This is a genomic window from Pseudomonas chaetocerotis, from assembly GCF_015712105.2.
Classification (GTDB): Bacteria; Pseudomonadota; Gammaproteobacteria; order Pseudomonadales; family Pseudomonadaceae; genus Aquipseudomonas; species Aquipseudomonas chaetocerotis.
In genome coordinates this window covers 333,665-347,534 of record NZ_JACFYX020000003.1, presented here as the reverse complement: position 1 = coordinate 347,534, position 13,870 = coordinate 333,665, and the positions used below count along the sequence as shown (strand labels likewise).

Genomic DNA, 13,870 nt, shown 5'->3' with positions numbered 1-13,870 from the left:
CGAAAAGGTGCAGCATAAGACCTGAGGTATTACTCAGCCAGCCCGACCATTGGCTCAGGGCGTATCGTCGCCCATGCTGTTCTTCGTCGAAGAGCAGTCCGGTGATTCGAGCAGGGCCTGGCAGGACTGTAGTCAGCGAGGCGACCATGAGGCATGGTCAATATGCAATGCATGGGCGCATGCAAGGATATCCCCTTCACTCTGACGCCAGCGCCACGGGTCATGGCAGTGGTGCAACTGTCATGACGGTGGAGAGCTTCACGTTTTTCCTTGCTTACCCCTGATACTCGGCAATCACGAGCAGTTGCAAGGACTGCGAGTTTTCGACTCTCTTCCCTCTCCGCGGGCTTCTTCTTTTGCTGTGCCGTCGGCTCTGGCGCGCGACAGCTCGTCGACCAGAGTCAGGCAGTGATCGAGCGCCGGCGAGGCGTCGCCGATACGCCGGCTGATGATGATCGGCGAGGTGGCTTGCGCATCCTGCAGCGGCGCGTAGTCGATGTCGGCGCGGTGCAGTACCTGCACCGAGGCCGGTACCAGGGTGATGCCGATGCCGGCGGCGACCAGGCCGATGGCTGTCTGCAGCTCGTTAGTCCACTGCGCCACGCGAATCTGCAGGCCATGGGTGGCAAACAGCGTCAGCACATGGTCGGCGTAGCTCGGGCGCGGGTTGCCCGGGTACAGCACGAACGGCTCGCGGGCCAGCTCGGCCAGGCTCACCGGTCCCGGCAGCAGCGGATGCCCGGCGGGCAGCGCGGCGACCAGGGGATCGAGCCTCAGCACCTGCTGCGAGATGGCCGCATCGTCGATGTGGATACGGCCAAAGCCGACGTCGATACGCCCAGTCTTGAGTGCTTCCACCTGTTGCAGCGTGGTCATTTCCGACAGCCCCAGTTCCAGGCCGGCGTCACTGCGCAGACGGCGAATCAGTTCCGGCAGCACGCCGTAGAGGGTGGACGGGGCGAAGCCGATACCGAGCCAGGCCTTCTCGCCCGAACCGATGCGCCGGGTGCTATCGCAGACCTTGGCCAGTTGCTCGAGCAGGGCATTGGAGTGCTCGTGGAAGAAGCGCCCGGCTTCGGTCAGGCGCAGCGGCCGGCCGCGTTCGAGCAGGGCCACACCGAGTTCGTCCTCTAGCTGCTGGATTTGCCGGCTCAGTGGTGGCTGGGCGATGTGCAGGCGCTCGGCGGCGCGGGTGAAGTTGAGGGTTTCGGCGAGCGCCTGGAAATAGCGCAGGTGGCGAAGCTCCATGGGCGACTGTCCTCTGAGGTTGACGATACCTTCAGGGTATTGTTGCAGACAAAATCAATATTGGAACCTCTCAAAAGGCAGGATCAATATCAGTCCATAGATATGAGCAACCTGATGGGTATTGAAATGAGCCACGCCGCGATCGAGTCGCTCGAAGCGATCATCGTTGACCTGCCGACCATCCGCCCGCACAAGCTGGCGATGCACACCATGCAGAACCAGACCCTGGTGATCCTGCGCCTGCGCTGCGCCGACGGTATCGAGGGCATCGGTGAGGCCACCACCATCGGTGGCCTGTCCTATGGCAACGAGAGCCCGGACAGCATCAAGGTCAATCTGGATCGTCATTTCGCGCCGCTCTTGATCGGCCAGGACGCCAGCAATATCAACGCCTGCATGCAGCGCATCGACCGCGTGGTGAAGGGCAACACCTTCGCCCGCTCGGCCGTGGAAACCGCGCTGCTCGATGCCCAGGGCAAGCGTCTCGGCCTGCCAGTCAGCGAGATCCTCGGCGGCCGCGTGCGCGACAGCCTGGAAGTGGCCTGGACCCTGGCCAGCGGCGACACCCGCAAGGACATCGCTGAAGGCGAACAGATGCTCGAAGCTCGTCGCCACCGCATCTTCAAACTGAAGATCGGCGCCGGTGAGGTGAGCAAGGACCTGGCTCACGTCATCGCCATCAAACAGGCCCTCGGTGAGCGCGCCAGCGTGCGTGTCGACGTCAACCAGGCCTGGGACGAGGCGGTGGCCCTGCGTGCCTGCCGCATACTCGGCGACAACGGCATCGACCTGATCGAGCAGCCGATCTCGCGTCACAACCGCGGTGGCCAGGTGCGCCTGAATCAGTCCAGCCCGGCGCCAATCATGGCCGACGAATCCATCGAATGCGTGGAGGACGCCTTCAACCTTGCACGTGACGGTGCTGCTCCGGTGTTCGCCCTGAAGATCGCCAAGAACGGTGGTCCGCGCGCCGTGTTGCGTACTGCCAGCATCGCCGAGGCAGCCGGCATCGGCCTGTACGGCGGCACCATGCTCGAGGGCAGCGTCGGCACCCTGGCTTCGGCCCATGCCTTCATCACCCTGAACAAGCTGGCCTGGGATACCGAACTGTTCGGCCCGCTGTTGCTGACCGAAGACATCGTCACCGAGGCGCCGCTGTACCGCGACTTCCACCTGCACGTGCCGCGCCTGCCCGGCATTGGCCTGACCCTCGACGAGGAGCGCCTGGCGCGCTTCCGCCGTTCCTGACCCTGCGTGAAGGAGGAGAGCTCTCATGCTGTTCCACGTGAAGATGACCGTGAAGTTGCCGGTCGACATGGACCCCGCTAAGGCGGCCAAGCTCAAGGCCGACGAGAAAGAACTGGCGCAGCGCCTGCAGCGCGAGGGCAAATGGCGCCACCTGTGGCGCATCGCCGGCCACTATGCCAACTACAGCGTCTTCGACCTGGCCAGCGTCGAGGAACTGCACGATACCCTCATGCAGTTGCCGCTGTTTCCCTACATGGAGATCGAGGTGAACGGCCTGTGTCGTCACCCGTCTTCGATCCACCAGGACGATCGCTGATCAATCTTCCAGTCGATAAAAACAAGATGAGGAAATAATCATGAGCATCAAACTGTCGCATACCGAAAGCGTCCAGAACTTCTTCAAGGAAGTCAGCGGCCTGACCAACGATCAAGGCAGCCCGCGTATGAAGGCGCTGATCAATCGCATCCTGCACGACAGCATCCGCATCATCGAGGACATGGAGGTCACCACCGAAGAGTTCTGGACGGCGGTGGACTATCTCAACCGCATGGGTGCTCGCAGCGAAGCCGGCCTGTTGGTCGCCGGTCTGGGGCTGGAGCACTACCTGGATCTGCTGCTCGATGCCAAGGACGAGGCGGCCGGCCTCACTGGCGGCACCCCGCGCACCATCGAAGGCCCGCTGTACGTGGCCGGTGCGCCGATGACCGAAGGCGAAGCACGGATGGACGACGGCACCGACCCGGGTACGCCGATGTACCTGCATGGCCGCGTGGTCGATAGCCACGGCAAGCCGGTTGCTGGCGCCATCGTCGATGTCTGGCATGCCAATACCAAGGGGACCTATTCCTACTTCGATTCGAGCCAGAGCGATTACAACCTGCGTCGACGTATCGTCACCGATGCCGATGGCCGCTACCGCGCGCGCAGTATCGTGCCGTCCGGTTACGGCTGCCCACCCGAAGGCACCACGCAGGAGCTGCTCAACCAGCTTGGTCGCCACGGCAACCGCCCAGCGCACATCCACTTCTTCATCTCCGCGCCTGGCTATCGTCACCTGACCACGCAGATCAACCTGGCGGGCGACGAGTACCTGTGGGACGACTTCGCCTACGCCACCCGTGAAGGCCTGATCGGCGACGTGACCTTCGTCGAGGGTGAAGCCGCTGCACGCGACCGTGGCTTTCAGGGCAATCGCTTCGCTGAAGTGAAATTCGACTTCCAGCTGCAGAGTGCACCCGTACCGGATGCCGAACAGCGCAACGCGCGCCCCCGTGCCTTGCAGTAAGACCGGATCGCCAACCACCCCGATTAATAGCCGGCCTTCGTGCCGGCTTTTTTTATTCCGTCTCACCCTAGGGACGGGGCGAGGAATCGGACTGGGAGCCTGGCGGGCTTTGCGGCATCATCGCAGGTATCCGCCTTTGGTGCTCCCGATGAACATCGACACCCGTATCAAGTTCCGCCACCTGCTGTGCTTTCTCGAAATCGCTCGTCAGCGCAGCTTCGCCAAGGCGGCCGATGCCCTGGCGGTCAGCCAGCCGGCGATTTCCAAGACGCTCAAGGAACTGGAGGAGATCCTCGAGGCCAGCCTGTTCGAGCGGGGCAGGAACGGGGTGAGTCTGACCGCTGCTGGCGTGGCCTTCATGCGTTACGCCGGCCCTTGCGTGCAGGCGCTGCGCGATGGGGTGAACAGTCTTCGCGAGGGTGAGCACGAGGCCGGCCAGGTGCGAGTCGGTGTGCTTTCTACTGTAGAGAGCCTGCTGATTCCCGAGGTGGTGCGACGCCTACATCAACGTCACTCGGCGTTGGTGGTCAGCGTGGCCACCGGGCCGGGTGCCTACCTGCTCGGTCAGTTACGCGTTGGCGAGCTGGACCTGGTGGTCGGACGCATGACCGACAGCCCGGACATCCAGGGCCTGACCTTCGAGCATCTGTACAGCGAGTCGATGAGCCTGGTGGTGCGCCCCGGTCACCCGCTGCTGACCGCAGGCGCCGCCACACTGGGGCGGCTCGGCGATTACCCGCTGGTGTTGCCGACGGCGGGCACCACCATCCGCAAGCACGCCGACAGCCTGTTCGTGCAGTGCGGGGTGACGCCGTCGCGGCAGCGCCTGGAGACCCTGTCGCCGGCGTTGAGTCGGCGCTACGTGCTGTCCGGCGATGCGCTGTGGGTGGCGCCGCAGGACGCGGTGTGCCTGGACGTGCAGCGTGGCGAGCTGGTCGAGCTGCAGCTGGGCGTACAGGAACCAGGCGGCTCGGTGGGCATCTGTCGCAACAGCGCGCTGGCCCTGCCGCTGGCTGCCGAGCAGTTCTGCGCGGCGCTGCGTGAGGTGGCCGAAGCCTATCGTGAAGGGTTGTTTGTATAACCATATGGTTATGGTTTGGCGGCGTCTTTTCAATATTCCCCGCGTCTGCTTTGTCGGAAACTGTGCTTCAGCCTGATCCCAGGTCGACTCCACAATACTCACAACAGGAGCGCACCATGCCTGCCGAGGACAACCGCCGTTTCGTCATTCGTGACCGCAACTGGCACCCCAAAGCCCTGACGCCCGATTACAAGACCTCCATCGCCCGTTCGCCGCGCCAGGCGCTGGTGAGCATCCCGCAGTCGATCTCCGAGACCACCGGCCCGGACTTCTCGCACCTGAAGTTCGCCGAGCACGACAACGACCTGCTGCTCAACTTCAACAACGGTGGCCTGCCCATCGGCGAGCGCATCATCGTTTCCGGCCGGGTGATGGATCAGTACGGCAAGCCGATCCCGCATACCCTGGTGGAGATGTGGCAGGCCAACGCCGGCGGCCGCTACCGGCACAAGAACGATCGCTATCTGGCGCCGCTCGACCCCAACTTCGGCGGTGTCGGCCGGGCACTGACCGACAGCGAAGGTCGCTATATCTTCCGCACCATCAAGCCCGGACCCTATCCGTGGCGCAACAACCCCAACGACTGGCGCCCGGCGCATATCCACTTCTCGCTCAATGGCCCATCGATTTCCACTCGCCTGATCACCCAGCTGTATTTCGAGGGTGATCCGTTGATTCCGCTGTGCCCGATCGTCAAGTCCATCGCCAACCCGGACGCGGTACAGACGCTGATAGCCAAGCTCGACATGAGCACGGCCAACCCGATGGATTGCCTGGCCTACCGCTTCGATATCGTGTTGCGTGGCCAGCGGATGACCCATTTCGAGAACAAATGAGGAGGATGCCCCATGCCTGTTGAATTGCTGCCGGAAACCCCCTCGCAGACCGCCGGCCCCTACGTCCATATCGGTCTGGCCCTGGCCGCCGCCGGCAACCCGATCCGTGAGCAGGAAATCTGGAATCAGATGGCGAGGCCCGAAGCCCCGGGCGAGCACATCGTGCTGGTCGGCCATGTCTATGACGGCAACGGCCATCTGGTGCGCGATGCCTTCCTCGAACTGTGGCAGGCCGACCACCAGGGCCAGTACGACGAGGATTATGACCCGTCCAAAGCGTTCAACGGTTTCGCTCGTACCGCCACCACCTTCGACGCCGGCAGTGAGTGGACCGCTTACACGGTCAAGCCGGGCGTGGTGAACAACGCTGCCGGCGTGCCGATGGCGCCGCACGTGAACGTCGCGCTGTTCGCCCGCGGCATCAACATTCACCTCAACACCCGCCTGTACTTCGACGACGAGGCCGAGGCCAACGCCAAGGATCCGGTGCTGAACCTGATCGAGCAGCCACAGCGCCGCGAGACGCTGATCGCCAAGCGCTGCGAAGTGGACGGCAAGCCGGCGTACCGTTTCGACATCCGCATTCAGGGTGAGGGCGAGACGGTCTTCTTTGATTTCTGAGTTGTGCTCGCAGGCCTTGCGCTTCATCGAAGCGCAAGGCCTGCATCTGGACGATGCCCAGCAACGGACGCTCGCCCGCCTGACCGATTGGTTGCAGGCGCGCATTCGGCCGTCTGGCTGGCGGCGCCGGCCTGCGGCTGGCGCTTATCTGTGGGGCGGTGTCGGGCGTGGCAAGAGCCTGTTGCTGGCGGCCTTGTTCGAGGCCGCGCCAGTGGCCAGCAAGCGCCGTATGCATGTCCATGCGCTGCTGCAGGACGTGCAGCGCCGTCTGCTGGCGCATGCCGGCCAGGCTGATCCGCTGCAGCGCGTGGCCGACGAACTGGCCCGCGAGGCACGACTGCTGTATCTCGATGAATGCCATGTCCATGACATCGGCGATGCAATCCTGCTCGGGCGTCTGTTGCAGACCCTGATCGAGCGCGACTGCATCCTCCTGTTCAGCTCCAACTACACCCCGGCGCAGTTGTGTCCCAACCCGCTGTATCACAGTCGTTTCAAGCCGTTCGCCGAGCTGCTGCAGCGCCGCTGCCTGGTGCTGCAGATGGAGGCCGGCCCTGACTACCGTGCCCACAGCACGCGGCACTGGGGACTTTACCTGCAAGGCCCTGCCAGATTGCTGGAGGCGCGGCTGGCGCATCTGCCGGCCACGTCTCAGTTGCTTGTGCAGCGCCGCACTCTGGCACTGCGCGGCATGGATGAACGAACGATCTGGCTGGACTTCGCCGCACTGTGCAGGCAGCCGCTGGCCAGCAGTGACTACCTGCAGCTATGCCAGCGTTTCGCGCACATCGCCATTGGTGAGTTGCCCGCACTGGGGCGTTGCACGCTGGACGAGCAGCAGCGTCTGATCAACTTCATCGACATCGCTTACGACCGTGCGTGTGAACTCTGGATGCAAGGCGAGCGCCCTCTCGATGTGCTGTGTGAAGGCGTCTCGCACGGCGACTTTTCCCGTACTCGCAGTCGCTTTGCGCAACTGCGCCAAGAACAAGCGGAGAGCCTGGCATGCTAGCGGTTCTGAGCATTACCGCACCGATCTTCATCCTCATTGGTCTGGGCTTTCTCTCGGCTCGCGTCGGGCTCGTCAATCGGGAACAGGTGCGCGGCATGGGTACCTTCGTCATCTACTTCGCGCTGCCTGCGCTGGTGTTCAAGGCGCTGGCCGAGCGCAGCCTGAGCGAGGTGCTCAACGGGCCTTATCTGGCAGCTTATGCGATGGCCTCGCTGAGCCTGTTCGGCATTGGCCTGCTGGTGGCGCGACGTTGGCGCGGTCTGAATCTTTCCAGCAGTGCGATCCTGGCCATGGGCATGGCCGTGCCCAATAGCGGCTTCGTTGGTTACCCCATTGCGGTGATGGTGATCGGCCCCACGGCGGCGCTGGCCATGGCGCTGGGCATGCTGGTGGAAAACCTGCTGATGGTCCCTCTGGCTCTGGCGCTTGCCGAAGCCGGCCAGCAGGGCGGGCGCGGCTGGACGGTGGTGCGTGAAACGGCGCTGCGCCTGCTGCGCAATCCACTGATCATCGCCATCGTGCTGGGTCTGGTCATGTCGATGCTGGGGCTGCGTCTGCCGACGGTTCCGGCACGTGTCATCGACATGCTGGCCGCAGCCTCGGCCCCGGTGGCACTGTTCGTTATCGGCGCCACGCTCAACGGTATGAAAGTCGGCGGCATGGCGGCGGATCTGGCCCAGACCTCCATCGGCAAATTGATCCTGCATCCGCTGCTGATGTTCGCGGCTTTGGCGCTGGTGCCAGGCATCGACCCGACGCTGATGGTGGCCGGCCTGCTGTTCGCCAGCGCGCCCATGATGAGCGTGTTCCCGATTCTCGGCCAACGCTTCGGCCTGGAGGAGCGCTGCGCGGCCTCGCTGGTCGGTTGCACCGTACTCGCCTTCTTCAGCGTCAGCATCCTGCTGGTGTTGCTGCGCTGGCAGGGCCTGTTGCCGGGCTGAGAGTTGGTGGTGCGCATGGCGGACCTTGCGTTCAGGCATGGCGCCAGTGGGAGGCGCTTCAGCGGCGAGGCGTCGCCGATACGCCGGCTGATGATCGGCGAAGTGGCCTGCGCCTCCTGCAGCGGCGCGTAGTCGATGTGCGGAACGGACGATGTGCGCGTGTGCGCAGGTGCGCCAGTCGAGGATTCGGGAACGCGGATTCGCAGGAAGACAGCTCCGCTTCGACGCAGGTGTGCGGTTCTCGCAGAGCTGTATTGCGATTGTCAGCTATTGCTCTGGGTGAATTTCTCGTAATACAGATGGCCATTGTCCAGGCCATTCTCTTCGAACCAGTGTTTGACCGAGTCGACCATTGGCGGTGGACCGCACAGATACATGTCGAACGCCCGGGCGCGCAGGGCCTCAGCGTCCATATGTTCGATCACGTAACCGCGCTTGCCCTGCCAGCTCTGCGCCTCGTCGCTGATCACCGGGGTGAAGCTGAAGCCGGGAATGCGCTCGGCGTAGGCCTGGATACGCGATAGTTCGCACAGATCCGCAACCTGACGTACGCCGTAGTACAGCTGTACCGGCTGGCCGCAAGCGCCGCGTTCGGCCAGTTCATCGAGCATGCCGAGGAAGGCGGACAGCCCGGTGCCACCTGCTACCAGCACCAGTGGCCGTTCGACATGGCGCAGGTAGAAGGCCCCCAGGGGCGCTTCCAGGTGAATTACGTCACCCACCCGACAGCGCTTGCGGATGTAGTCGCTCATGACCCCTTGCGGCAGCAGGCGGATCAGAAACTGCAGCTTGTTGTCCGCACCCGGCCGGTTGGCGAAGGAGTAGGAGCGGCGGGCGTCGGTGCCGGGCACGTGCAGGCGCGCGTATTGTCCTGGCAAGAAGTCCAGCTGCTGGCTGTCGCTGCCGTCCAGGTGGAGGATGGCGGTGGTCGGTGAAACCTGCTCGACGTGGCTGACCACGCCGCGCCACTGCACCGCTTGGGCGGCGCTGCAGCGGCTGGCATCGAAGTCGAAGTAGAAGGAGGCGTCCGACTTCACACGGGTCTGGCAACTGAGAATCCGGCGCTGGGCGAGGTCCTGTGGCGAGAGGGCTTCCTCATCCACATAGTCCATTTCGTAGAGACCCGACTCGCAGCGGCCCGCGCAGGTTCCACACACGCCTTCACGGCAGTCCAGTGGGATGTTGAGGCCGTTGCGCAGGGCGGCATCGAGCAGGATTTCATTGTCCTGCACGGGGAAAAACAGGGTTTTGCCGTCGGCAAAACTGAAGGCGACCTTGTGCGTCATGAGCTGTCTGTCCGGCTGTTCAGAGGTGGTAGAAGTCGAGCACCGCGTTGATGGTGTCGTTGAGCAGCACGATGTGCTTGCGGGTGATCTTCCAACTCTCGCCGTGCGGTTTGAGGTGATAGGTGGTGTAGCCGAAGAACTGGTCGCTCGCGCCTAGGCGGTGGAACAGCGTCTGCCAGTTGGTCTTCACCTCCAGTTGGCCGTCTTCAGCCTGGGCGATACGCACGTTGCTGATCATGTGCAGGGTGCGCGGCATCGGAATGGTGGAGGCGGCTTTGCCAGTGCGAATGCGGAACACGCGGTCTTCCAGGCCCGAGCGGTTGGCGTAGTAGATCAGCGACATACTGCGCTTGGGGTCCTGGGTGTAGGCGTGCTCGCTTTCCCATTGCGGCAGGTGGTACTCGCAGTGCTCATCGAACAGGTCCAGGTAGGCATCCCAATCCTGTGCGTCGCACAGCGCCGATTTGCGGTAGAGGAACTGCTCGATCTGGTAGTGCAGTTGCGCGTTCATCATTGCACCTCCTTCAGGCTCAGGGCTTTCTTGGCCAGACCTTCGAGCAAAAAGCGCTGCCAGTTGCCGTGCTGGTTCACGTAGAGACCTTCGTGGGTTGCCTCGGTGCCGGTCATCACAGGTTTGATACCGAGGGTTTCGCTGTTGGCGGTGGGACCTATGTGCCACTTGTCGTAGCCGCGCGAGATGTCACTCCAGCGCTCCAGGCGTCCCTGGAAGCCGCGCTGCTGTTCGCGAAACTCCACCAAGTCATCCGGTGTGCCCATGCCTGAGACGTTGAAGAAGTCTTCGAACTGGCGGATGCGGCTTTCACGGTCGGCGTCGGATTCACCCGTCACGCCGATGCACTGGCTGATGACTTCAGTCTTGTTCCAGGCCAGCGGACGAACGATACGCAGCTGGGAGCTGATCTGATCCATGAAGAACAGGCTGGGATAGATGTTCAGGTTGCGCAGGCGATGCATCATCCACTCGGCGCGGGCCTGGCCATAGGTTTCGACCAGACGCGGCATGACGGTCGCATAGCCGGGGCGCACACTGGGGTTGGGCATGTCACTGAACAGCACGCTATGACCGTTGTGGAAGGAAAACCAGCCGTCGTCGGTCTGCGCATCACCAGCACCGAGTTTGCTGTAGTCCAGGGTCTGGCTGGTGGTGCCGGCTTCGGCGTTGACCTGCTGGCGATGCTGTACCGTGGCCACGTAGTTGTAGTGCACGGTACTCACGTGATAACCGTCCAGGCCGTTCTCGTTCTGCAGTTTCCAGTTGCCGTCGAAGGTGTAGGTGGAGCGTCCCGGAATGACCTCAAGTTCGCCGGTGGGGGATTGCGCCACCATCATGTCGAAGAACACGCGGGCGTCGCCGAGAAAATCTTCCAGGCTGTCGCTGGCAGTGACGTCGAGACTGATGAAGACGAAGCCCTTGTAGCTCTCGATGCGCGCTTTTTTCAGACTGCGCGTGACTTTATCGAAGCCCTCCGGGTACTCGCCCGGCGCCTTGACCTTCACCAGACGTCCATCGCTCTTGTAGCACCAGGCATGGAAGGGGCAGGTGAAGGTGGACTGGTTGCCCTTGCTCACGCGCGTCAGCGTGGCCCCCCGGTGCTGGCAGGCGTTGACCAGGGCATGCAGTTGGCCATTGCCGTCGCGGGTGATGATCATCGGCTGGCGACCGGCACGCATGGTGATGAAGTCGTTCGGCTTGGCAATCTCGCTCTCGTGACAGGCGTAGATCCAGTTACGCTCGAAGATCAGCTCCATCTCCAGATCGAAGAGTTCTGGCTCGGTGAACATGTCGCGGGCCATGCGGAAAACGCCATCGTCAGGGCGAAAATCCAGGCAGCCGCTTATGTAGTCTTTCCACTGGTCAATATTTTTGTTGGAAGTATTCATGGCGTCGCACCTTGCGCGTCGGGCAATTCGAGATGCCATTAGAAAGAGTGCGGCAAATGCCGGTCTATCCGCTTAGTTGACGAAGTCGGGCCGCTTATTTGGTCGGGATGTCAGAAGCTGGAGTTTGGTAGCCCTTGGTAACGCTCCGGGGCAATTGCGGGCGATGGGGTAACGCTTTGTCGGCGTTCACCTGCTGTCAGGGAGTAGAGCGTGGTGAGCGGCGATGCGCGTTGATCAGCGTCGCTGCCTCGCCTTCCGAGCGGCCACCGGCGGGTTAAAAAACTTCGAAAATGCTGATTTAACCTGTGAAAACTCCGCTTTCCGTCTGTTTTTCCGGGCAATGTCGGCATTGCGCCGATTACTTGGCCAGAGCTTTCAGGGATGCCGACAGGCGAGGATTCACCGAGTCTGGCCGAAAAGTGCGCAATTACTATCCGTTTCTTTCGGTTCGCTGTCAGGCAGGTGTTGATGGCATACCGCTTGCGTTGAATGCATCGAGTGCATCGTCAGAACGTGCCTGCCTATTGCCGTGTCGAGAGTTACGTGATGAATAGCCCCTCCCAGCATTATCGAGATATCTCCGCCGATCATTACGATCTAGCCGGAGCCCGTGCCTGGATGGCCACTGTGTGCGGGCCGCATCATCTATATGTGGCCCGGCCTGAGTGCATTGAGTTTCACCACAGTGGAAACGTGCTGCCTTCGATGTCGACGACACTGGGTTATGTCGAGTACGGCACGGATGTCACTATCGGCATCGGTGATGGTCATGCGCTGAACTGTTACAGCCTGAGTCTGCCGCTTAGCGGCGAGCAGGAGCTGGAAAAGGGCGGTCAGCGACTGCTATCGGATCGAGGCTGTGGCGTGATCGTCTCGCCTCATGAAACGCAGCGGCTGACCATCGCCGGCAACTGCCACAAGCTGCAAGTCGCCATTGGCCGTGCGGCCATGCAGAAAACCCTCGAAGAACTGCTGCAGCGTCGGGTGGATGCTCCGCTATGTTTCGAGCCGCGAATGAATGCCTTGAAGGGTGCTGCTGCCGGCTGGTGGCGTATGGTTCGGCACCTGAGCGACGAGCTGGAGTACAGTCGCGACCTTTACGGACAGATGCTTTTCACCCGTGACATCGAAAGCGCGCTGATCAAGGGCTTGATTCTTTCTCAGCCGAGCAACTACGCCGACGAACTGCGTGAACGTCTGGCGCTCAAGTTGCCGCATTATCTGGTGCGTGCGCGTGACTTCATTCATGCCCATGCCCGCGAGCAACTGGCGCTGGATGATGTCGAGCAGGTAGCAGGCGTTTCCCGCTTCAAGCTGTTCGAGGGGTTCAACCGCTACTTTGGGCAGACGCCCATGGCGTACCTGAAAAAATACCGTCTGACAGCCGTGCGCCAGGAGCTACTGGAGGATCGCTTTGCGCGCAATATTTCGGTTATCGCCATGGCCTGGGGGTTCAATCATCTTGGGCGCTTTGCCAGCGAATACCGCAAGTTGTTTGGCGAAACGCCCACGATGACCCAGCAACGCCTGGAAGCGTTGCGACGGCCATGAGGTGTCTGCGGCGGCGGGGGCAGGTTGGCACGCGTCCTTGCGCACTCGGTCGGCCCGTACTCAGGCTGCGTTGCGGGCGAATACCTCCCTTGCAGCGCTCAGGCCATTGAGGGCAGCCGGGAAACCGGCGTAGACGGCCATCTGCATCATGATCTCGACGACCTCCTGGCGGGAAACGCCAACATTCAAGGCTCCCTGAATGTGAACCTTCAGTTGCGGGCTGGCGTTGCCCAGTGCGGTCAGTGCTGCCACCACGGCGATTTCCCGGCTGCGCAGATCCAGTCCAGGGCGCGAATAGATATCGCCAAAGGGAAACTCGATCAGGTAGCGGGCGAAGTCCGGAGCAATGTCGCCCAGGCTGTCCAGTACCTGTTCGCCGGCTTCTCCATCTATTTCACGGAGTTTCTCCAGTCCGCGCTGGTAACGGCTTTGTGTGGTCATCGGGCAGGTTCTCCTCAGGGTTGAAGGTTGAGCGGTGGCATGGTTCGAGCGAGTGGTAGTGCTCGATCTTCTCCTGCAGTGCCGCGACGCAGCGATTCATGGCCTCGAGTTCGATCTGTACTTCGGCCAAATGCGTTTGCAGCAAGTGGCGACGCTGGGAAATGGTCGAGTCCGCGGCGCTGCGCAGGCCCGCGAAGGCCAGCATCTTGCTGATGGGCATATGGGTCGTGCGCAGACGCAGGAGAAACTCGATCCAGGCGATGTCCGCCGGGCCATAGCGCCGCTGCCCTCCTGCTGCGCGAGCAATGGGGCTGATCAGGCCGATTCGCTCGTAGTAGCGCAAGGTATGCGCGGTCAGGCCGGTGCGTTTCGCGACGTCGTCGATGCTGAGATGAGATGCCATGCAAAGGAGCCTAT

General features: G+C 62.4%; 14 protein-coding genes and 1 pseudogene. 9 read left to right on the top strand and 6 right to left on the bottom strand.

The window, feature by feature from the left end; all coding sequences use genetic code 11:
* Positions 1-393: 393 nt before the first annotated feature.
* A pseudogene (locus tag H3221_RS07885) lies at positions 394-1,248 on the bottom strand (LysR family transcriptional regulator); the annotation flags it as partial.
* Positions 1,249-1,374: 126 nt separating this feature from the next.
* On the opposite strand from H3221_RS07885, the gene H3221_RS07880 reads away from it, so the two are divergent.
* The 8 genes from H3221_RS07880 to H3221_RS07845 all read left to right on the top strand — a co-directional run bounded on the left by H3221_RS07880 (position 1,375) and on the right by H3221_RS07845 (position 8,273).
* Positions 1,375-2,496 carry a muconate cycloisomerase family protein gene (locus tag H3221_RS07880; protein WP_196473629.1) on the top strand — a complete coding sequence of 374 codons (1,122 nt, stop codon included), beginning with the start codon at positions 1,375-1,377 and terminating at the stop codon, positions 2,494-2,496.
* A 25-nt stretch (positions 2,497-2,521) separates the two neighbouring features.
* Complete coding sequence (gene catC, locus H3221_RS07875) at positions 2,522-2,812, top strand: muconolactone Delta-isomerase (protein WP_196473383.1); 291 nt, start codon at positions 2,522-2,524, stop codon at positions 2,810-2,812.
* 40 nt (positions 2,813-2,852) lie between these two features.
* Complete coding sequence (catA, locus tag H3221_RS07870; RefSeq protein ID WP_196473384.1) at positions 2,853-3,782, top strand: catechol 1,2-dioxygenase; 930 nt, start codon at positions 2,853-2,855, stop codon at positions 3,780-3,782.
* A 148-nt stretch (positions 3,783-3,930) separates the two neighbouring features.
* Positions 3,931-4,863 (top strand): pca operon transcription factor PcaQ, encoded by a 933-nt coding sequence (pcaQ, locus tag H3221_RS07865; RefSeq protein WP_196473385.1) that lies wholly within the window; start codon positions 3,931-3,933, stop codon positions 4,861-4,863.
* Positions 4,864-4,979: 116 nt separating this feature from the next.
* Positions 4,980-5,699 carry a protocatechuate 3,4-dioxygenase subunit beta gene (gene pcaH / locus H3221_RS07860; RefSeq protein WP_196473386.1) on the top strand — a complete coding sequence of 240 codons (720 nt, stop codon included), beginning with the start codon at positions 4,980-4,982 and terminating at the stop codon, positions 5,697-5,699.
* Between the two features lie 12 nt (positions 5,700-5,711).
* Positions 5,712-6,320 carry a protocatechuate 3,4-dioxygenase subunit alpha gene (pcaG, locus tag H3221_RS07855; RefSeq protein WP_196473387.1) on the top strand — a complete coding sequence of 203 codons (609 nt, stop codon included), beginning with the start codon at positions 5,712-5,714 and terminating at the stop codon, positions 6,318-6,320.
* Positions 6,310-7,332 (top strand): cell division protein ZapE, encoded by a 1,023-nt coding sequence (gene zapE, locus H3221_RS07850; RefSeq protein ID WP_224490526.1) that lies wholly within the window; start codon positions 6,310-6,312, stop codon positions 7,330-7,332. Before pcaG ends, zapE begins: the two co-directional genes overlap by 11 nt.
* Positions 7,326-8,273, top strand: a complete 948-nt coding sequence (locus H3221_RS07845; RefSeq protein WP_196473388.1) for an AEC family transporter — start codon at positions 7,326-7,328, stop codon at positions 8,271-8,273. The genes zapE and H3221_RS07845 overlap by 7 nt, the downstream gene beginning before the upstream one ends.
* Positions 8,274-8,536: 263 nt before the next feature.
* On the opposite strand, the gene antC is transcribed toward H3221_RS07845, so the two are convergent.
* Genes antC through antA form a run of 3 tightly spaced genes read right to left on the bottom strand, consistent with a single transcriptional unit; the run spans position 8,537 to position 11,461 of the window.
* Entirely contained in the window at positions 8,537-9,559 is a 1,023-nt protein-coding gene (gene antC / locus H3221_RS07840; RefSeq protein WP_196473389.1) for an anthranilate 1,2-dioxygenase electron transfer component AntC, read from the bottom strand.
* A gap of 19 nt (positions 9,560-9,578) precedes the next feature.
* Positions 9,579-10,070, bottom strand: a complete 492-nt coding sequence (gene antB / locus H3221_RS07835; protein WP_196473390.1) for an anthranilate 1,2-dioxygenase small subunit — start codon at positions 10,068-10,070, stop codon at positions 9,579-9,581.
* Entirely contained in the window at positions 10,070-11,461 is a 1,392-nt protein-coding gene (antA, locus tag H3221_RS07830; RefSeq protein WP_196473391.1) for an anthranilate 1,2-dioxygenase large subunit, read from the bottom strand. The genes antB and antA overlap by 1 nt, the downstream gene beginning before the upstream one ends.
* Before the next feature lie 546 nt (positions 11,462-12,007).
* On the opposite strand from antA, the gene H3221_RS07825 reads away from it, so the two are divergent.
* Positions 12,008-13,012 (top strand): AraC family transcriptional regulator, encoded by a 1,005-nt coding sequence (locus H3221_RS07825; protein ID WP_196473392.1) that lies wholly within the window; start codon positions 12,008-12,010, stop codon positions 13,010-13,012.
* A gap of 60 nt (positions 13,013-13,072) precedes the next feature.
* On the opposite strand, the gene H3221_RS07820 is transcribed toward H3221_RS07825, so the two are convergent.
* Together H3221_RS07820 and H3221_RS07815 are read right to left on the bottom strand one after the other, a co-directional pair.
* Entirely contained in the window at positions 13,073-13,453 is a 381-nt protein-coding gene (locus H3221_RS07820; protein ID WP_160017043.1) for a carboxymuconolactone decarboxylase family protein, read from the bottom strand.
* Complete coding sequence (locus tag H3221_RS07815) at positions 13,407-13,856, bottom strand: MerR family transcriptional regulator (RefSeq protein WP_196473393.1); 450 nt, start codon at positions 13,854-13,856, stop codon at positions 13,407-13,409. Before H3221_RS07815 ends, H3221_RS07820 begins: the two co-directional genes overlap by 47 nt.
* Between the last annotated feature and the right edge of the window lie 14 nt (positions 13,857-13,870).

Coding starts and splice junctions, on each gene's coding strand:
- H3221_RS07880 (WP_196473629.1), top strand. CDS start 1,375: ATGAGCCACGCCGCGATCGAGTCGCTCGAAGCGATCATCGTTGACCTG.
- catC (WP_196473383.1), top strand. CDS start 2,522: ATGCTGTTCCACGTGAAGATGACCGTGAAGTTGCCGGTCGACATGGAC.
- catA (WP_196473384.1), top strand. CDS start 2,853: ATGAGCATCAAACTGTCGCATACCGAAAGCGTCCAGAACTTCTTCAAG.
- pcaQ (WP_196473385.1), top strand. CDS start 3,931: ATGAACATCGACACCCGTATCAAGTTCCGCCACCTGCTGTGCTTTCTC.
- pcaH (WP_196473386.1), top strand. CDS start 4,980: ATGCCTGCCGAGGACAACCGCCGTTTCGTCATTCGTGACCGCAACTGG.
- pcaG (WP_196473387.1), top strand. CDS start 5,712: ATGCCTGTTGAATTGCTGCCGGAAACCCCCTCGCAGACCGCCGGCCCC.
- H3221_RS07845 (WP_196473388.1), top strand. CDS start 7,326: ATGCTAGCGGTTCTGAGCATTACCGCACCGATCTTCATCCTCATTGGT.
- antC (WP_196473389.1), bottom strand. CDS start 9,559: ATGACGCACAAGGTCGCCTTCAGTTTTGCCGACGGCAAAACCCTGTTT.
- antB (WP_196473390.1), bottom strand. CDS start 10,070: ATGAACGCGCAACTGCACTACCAGATCGAGCAGTTCCTCTACCGCAAA.
- antA (WP_196473391.1), bottom strand. CDS start 11,461: ATGAATACTTCCAACAAAAATATTGACCAGTGGAAAGACTACATAAGC.
- H3221_RS07825 (WP_196473392.1), top strand. CDS start 12,008: ATGAATAGCCCCTCCCAGCATTATCGAGATATCTCCGCCGATCATTAC.
- H3221_RS07820 (WP_160017043.1), bottom strand. CDS start 13,453: ATGACCACACAAAGCCGTTACCAGCGCGGACTGGAGAAACTCCGTGAA.
- H3221_RS07815 (WP_196473393.1), bottom strand. CDS start 13,856: ATGGCATCTCATCTCAGCATCGACGACGTCGCGAAACGCACCGGCCTG.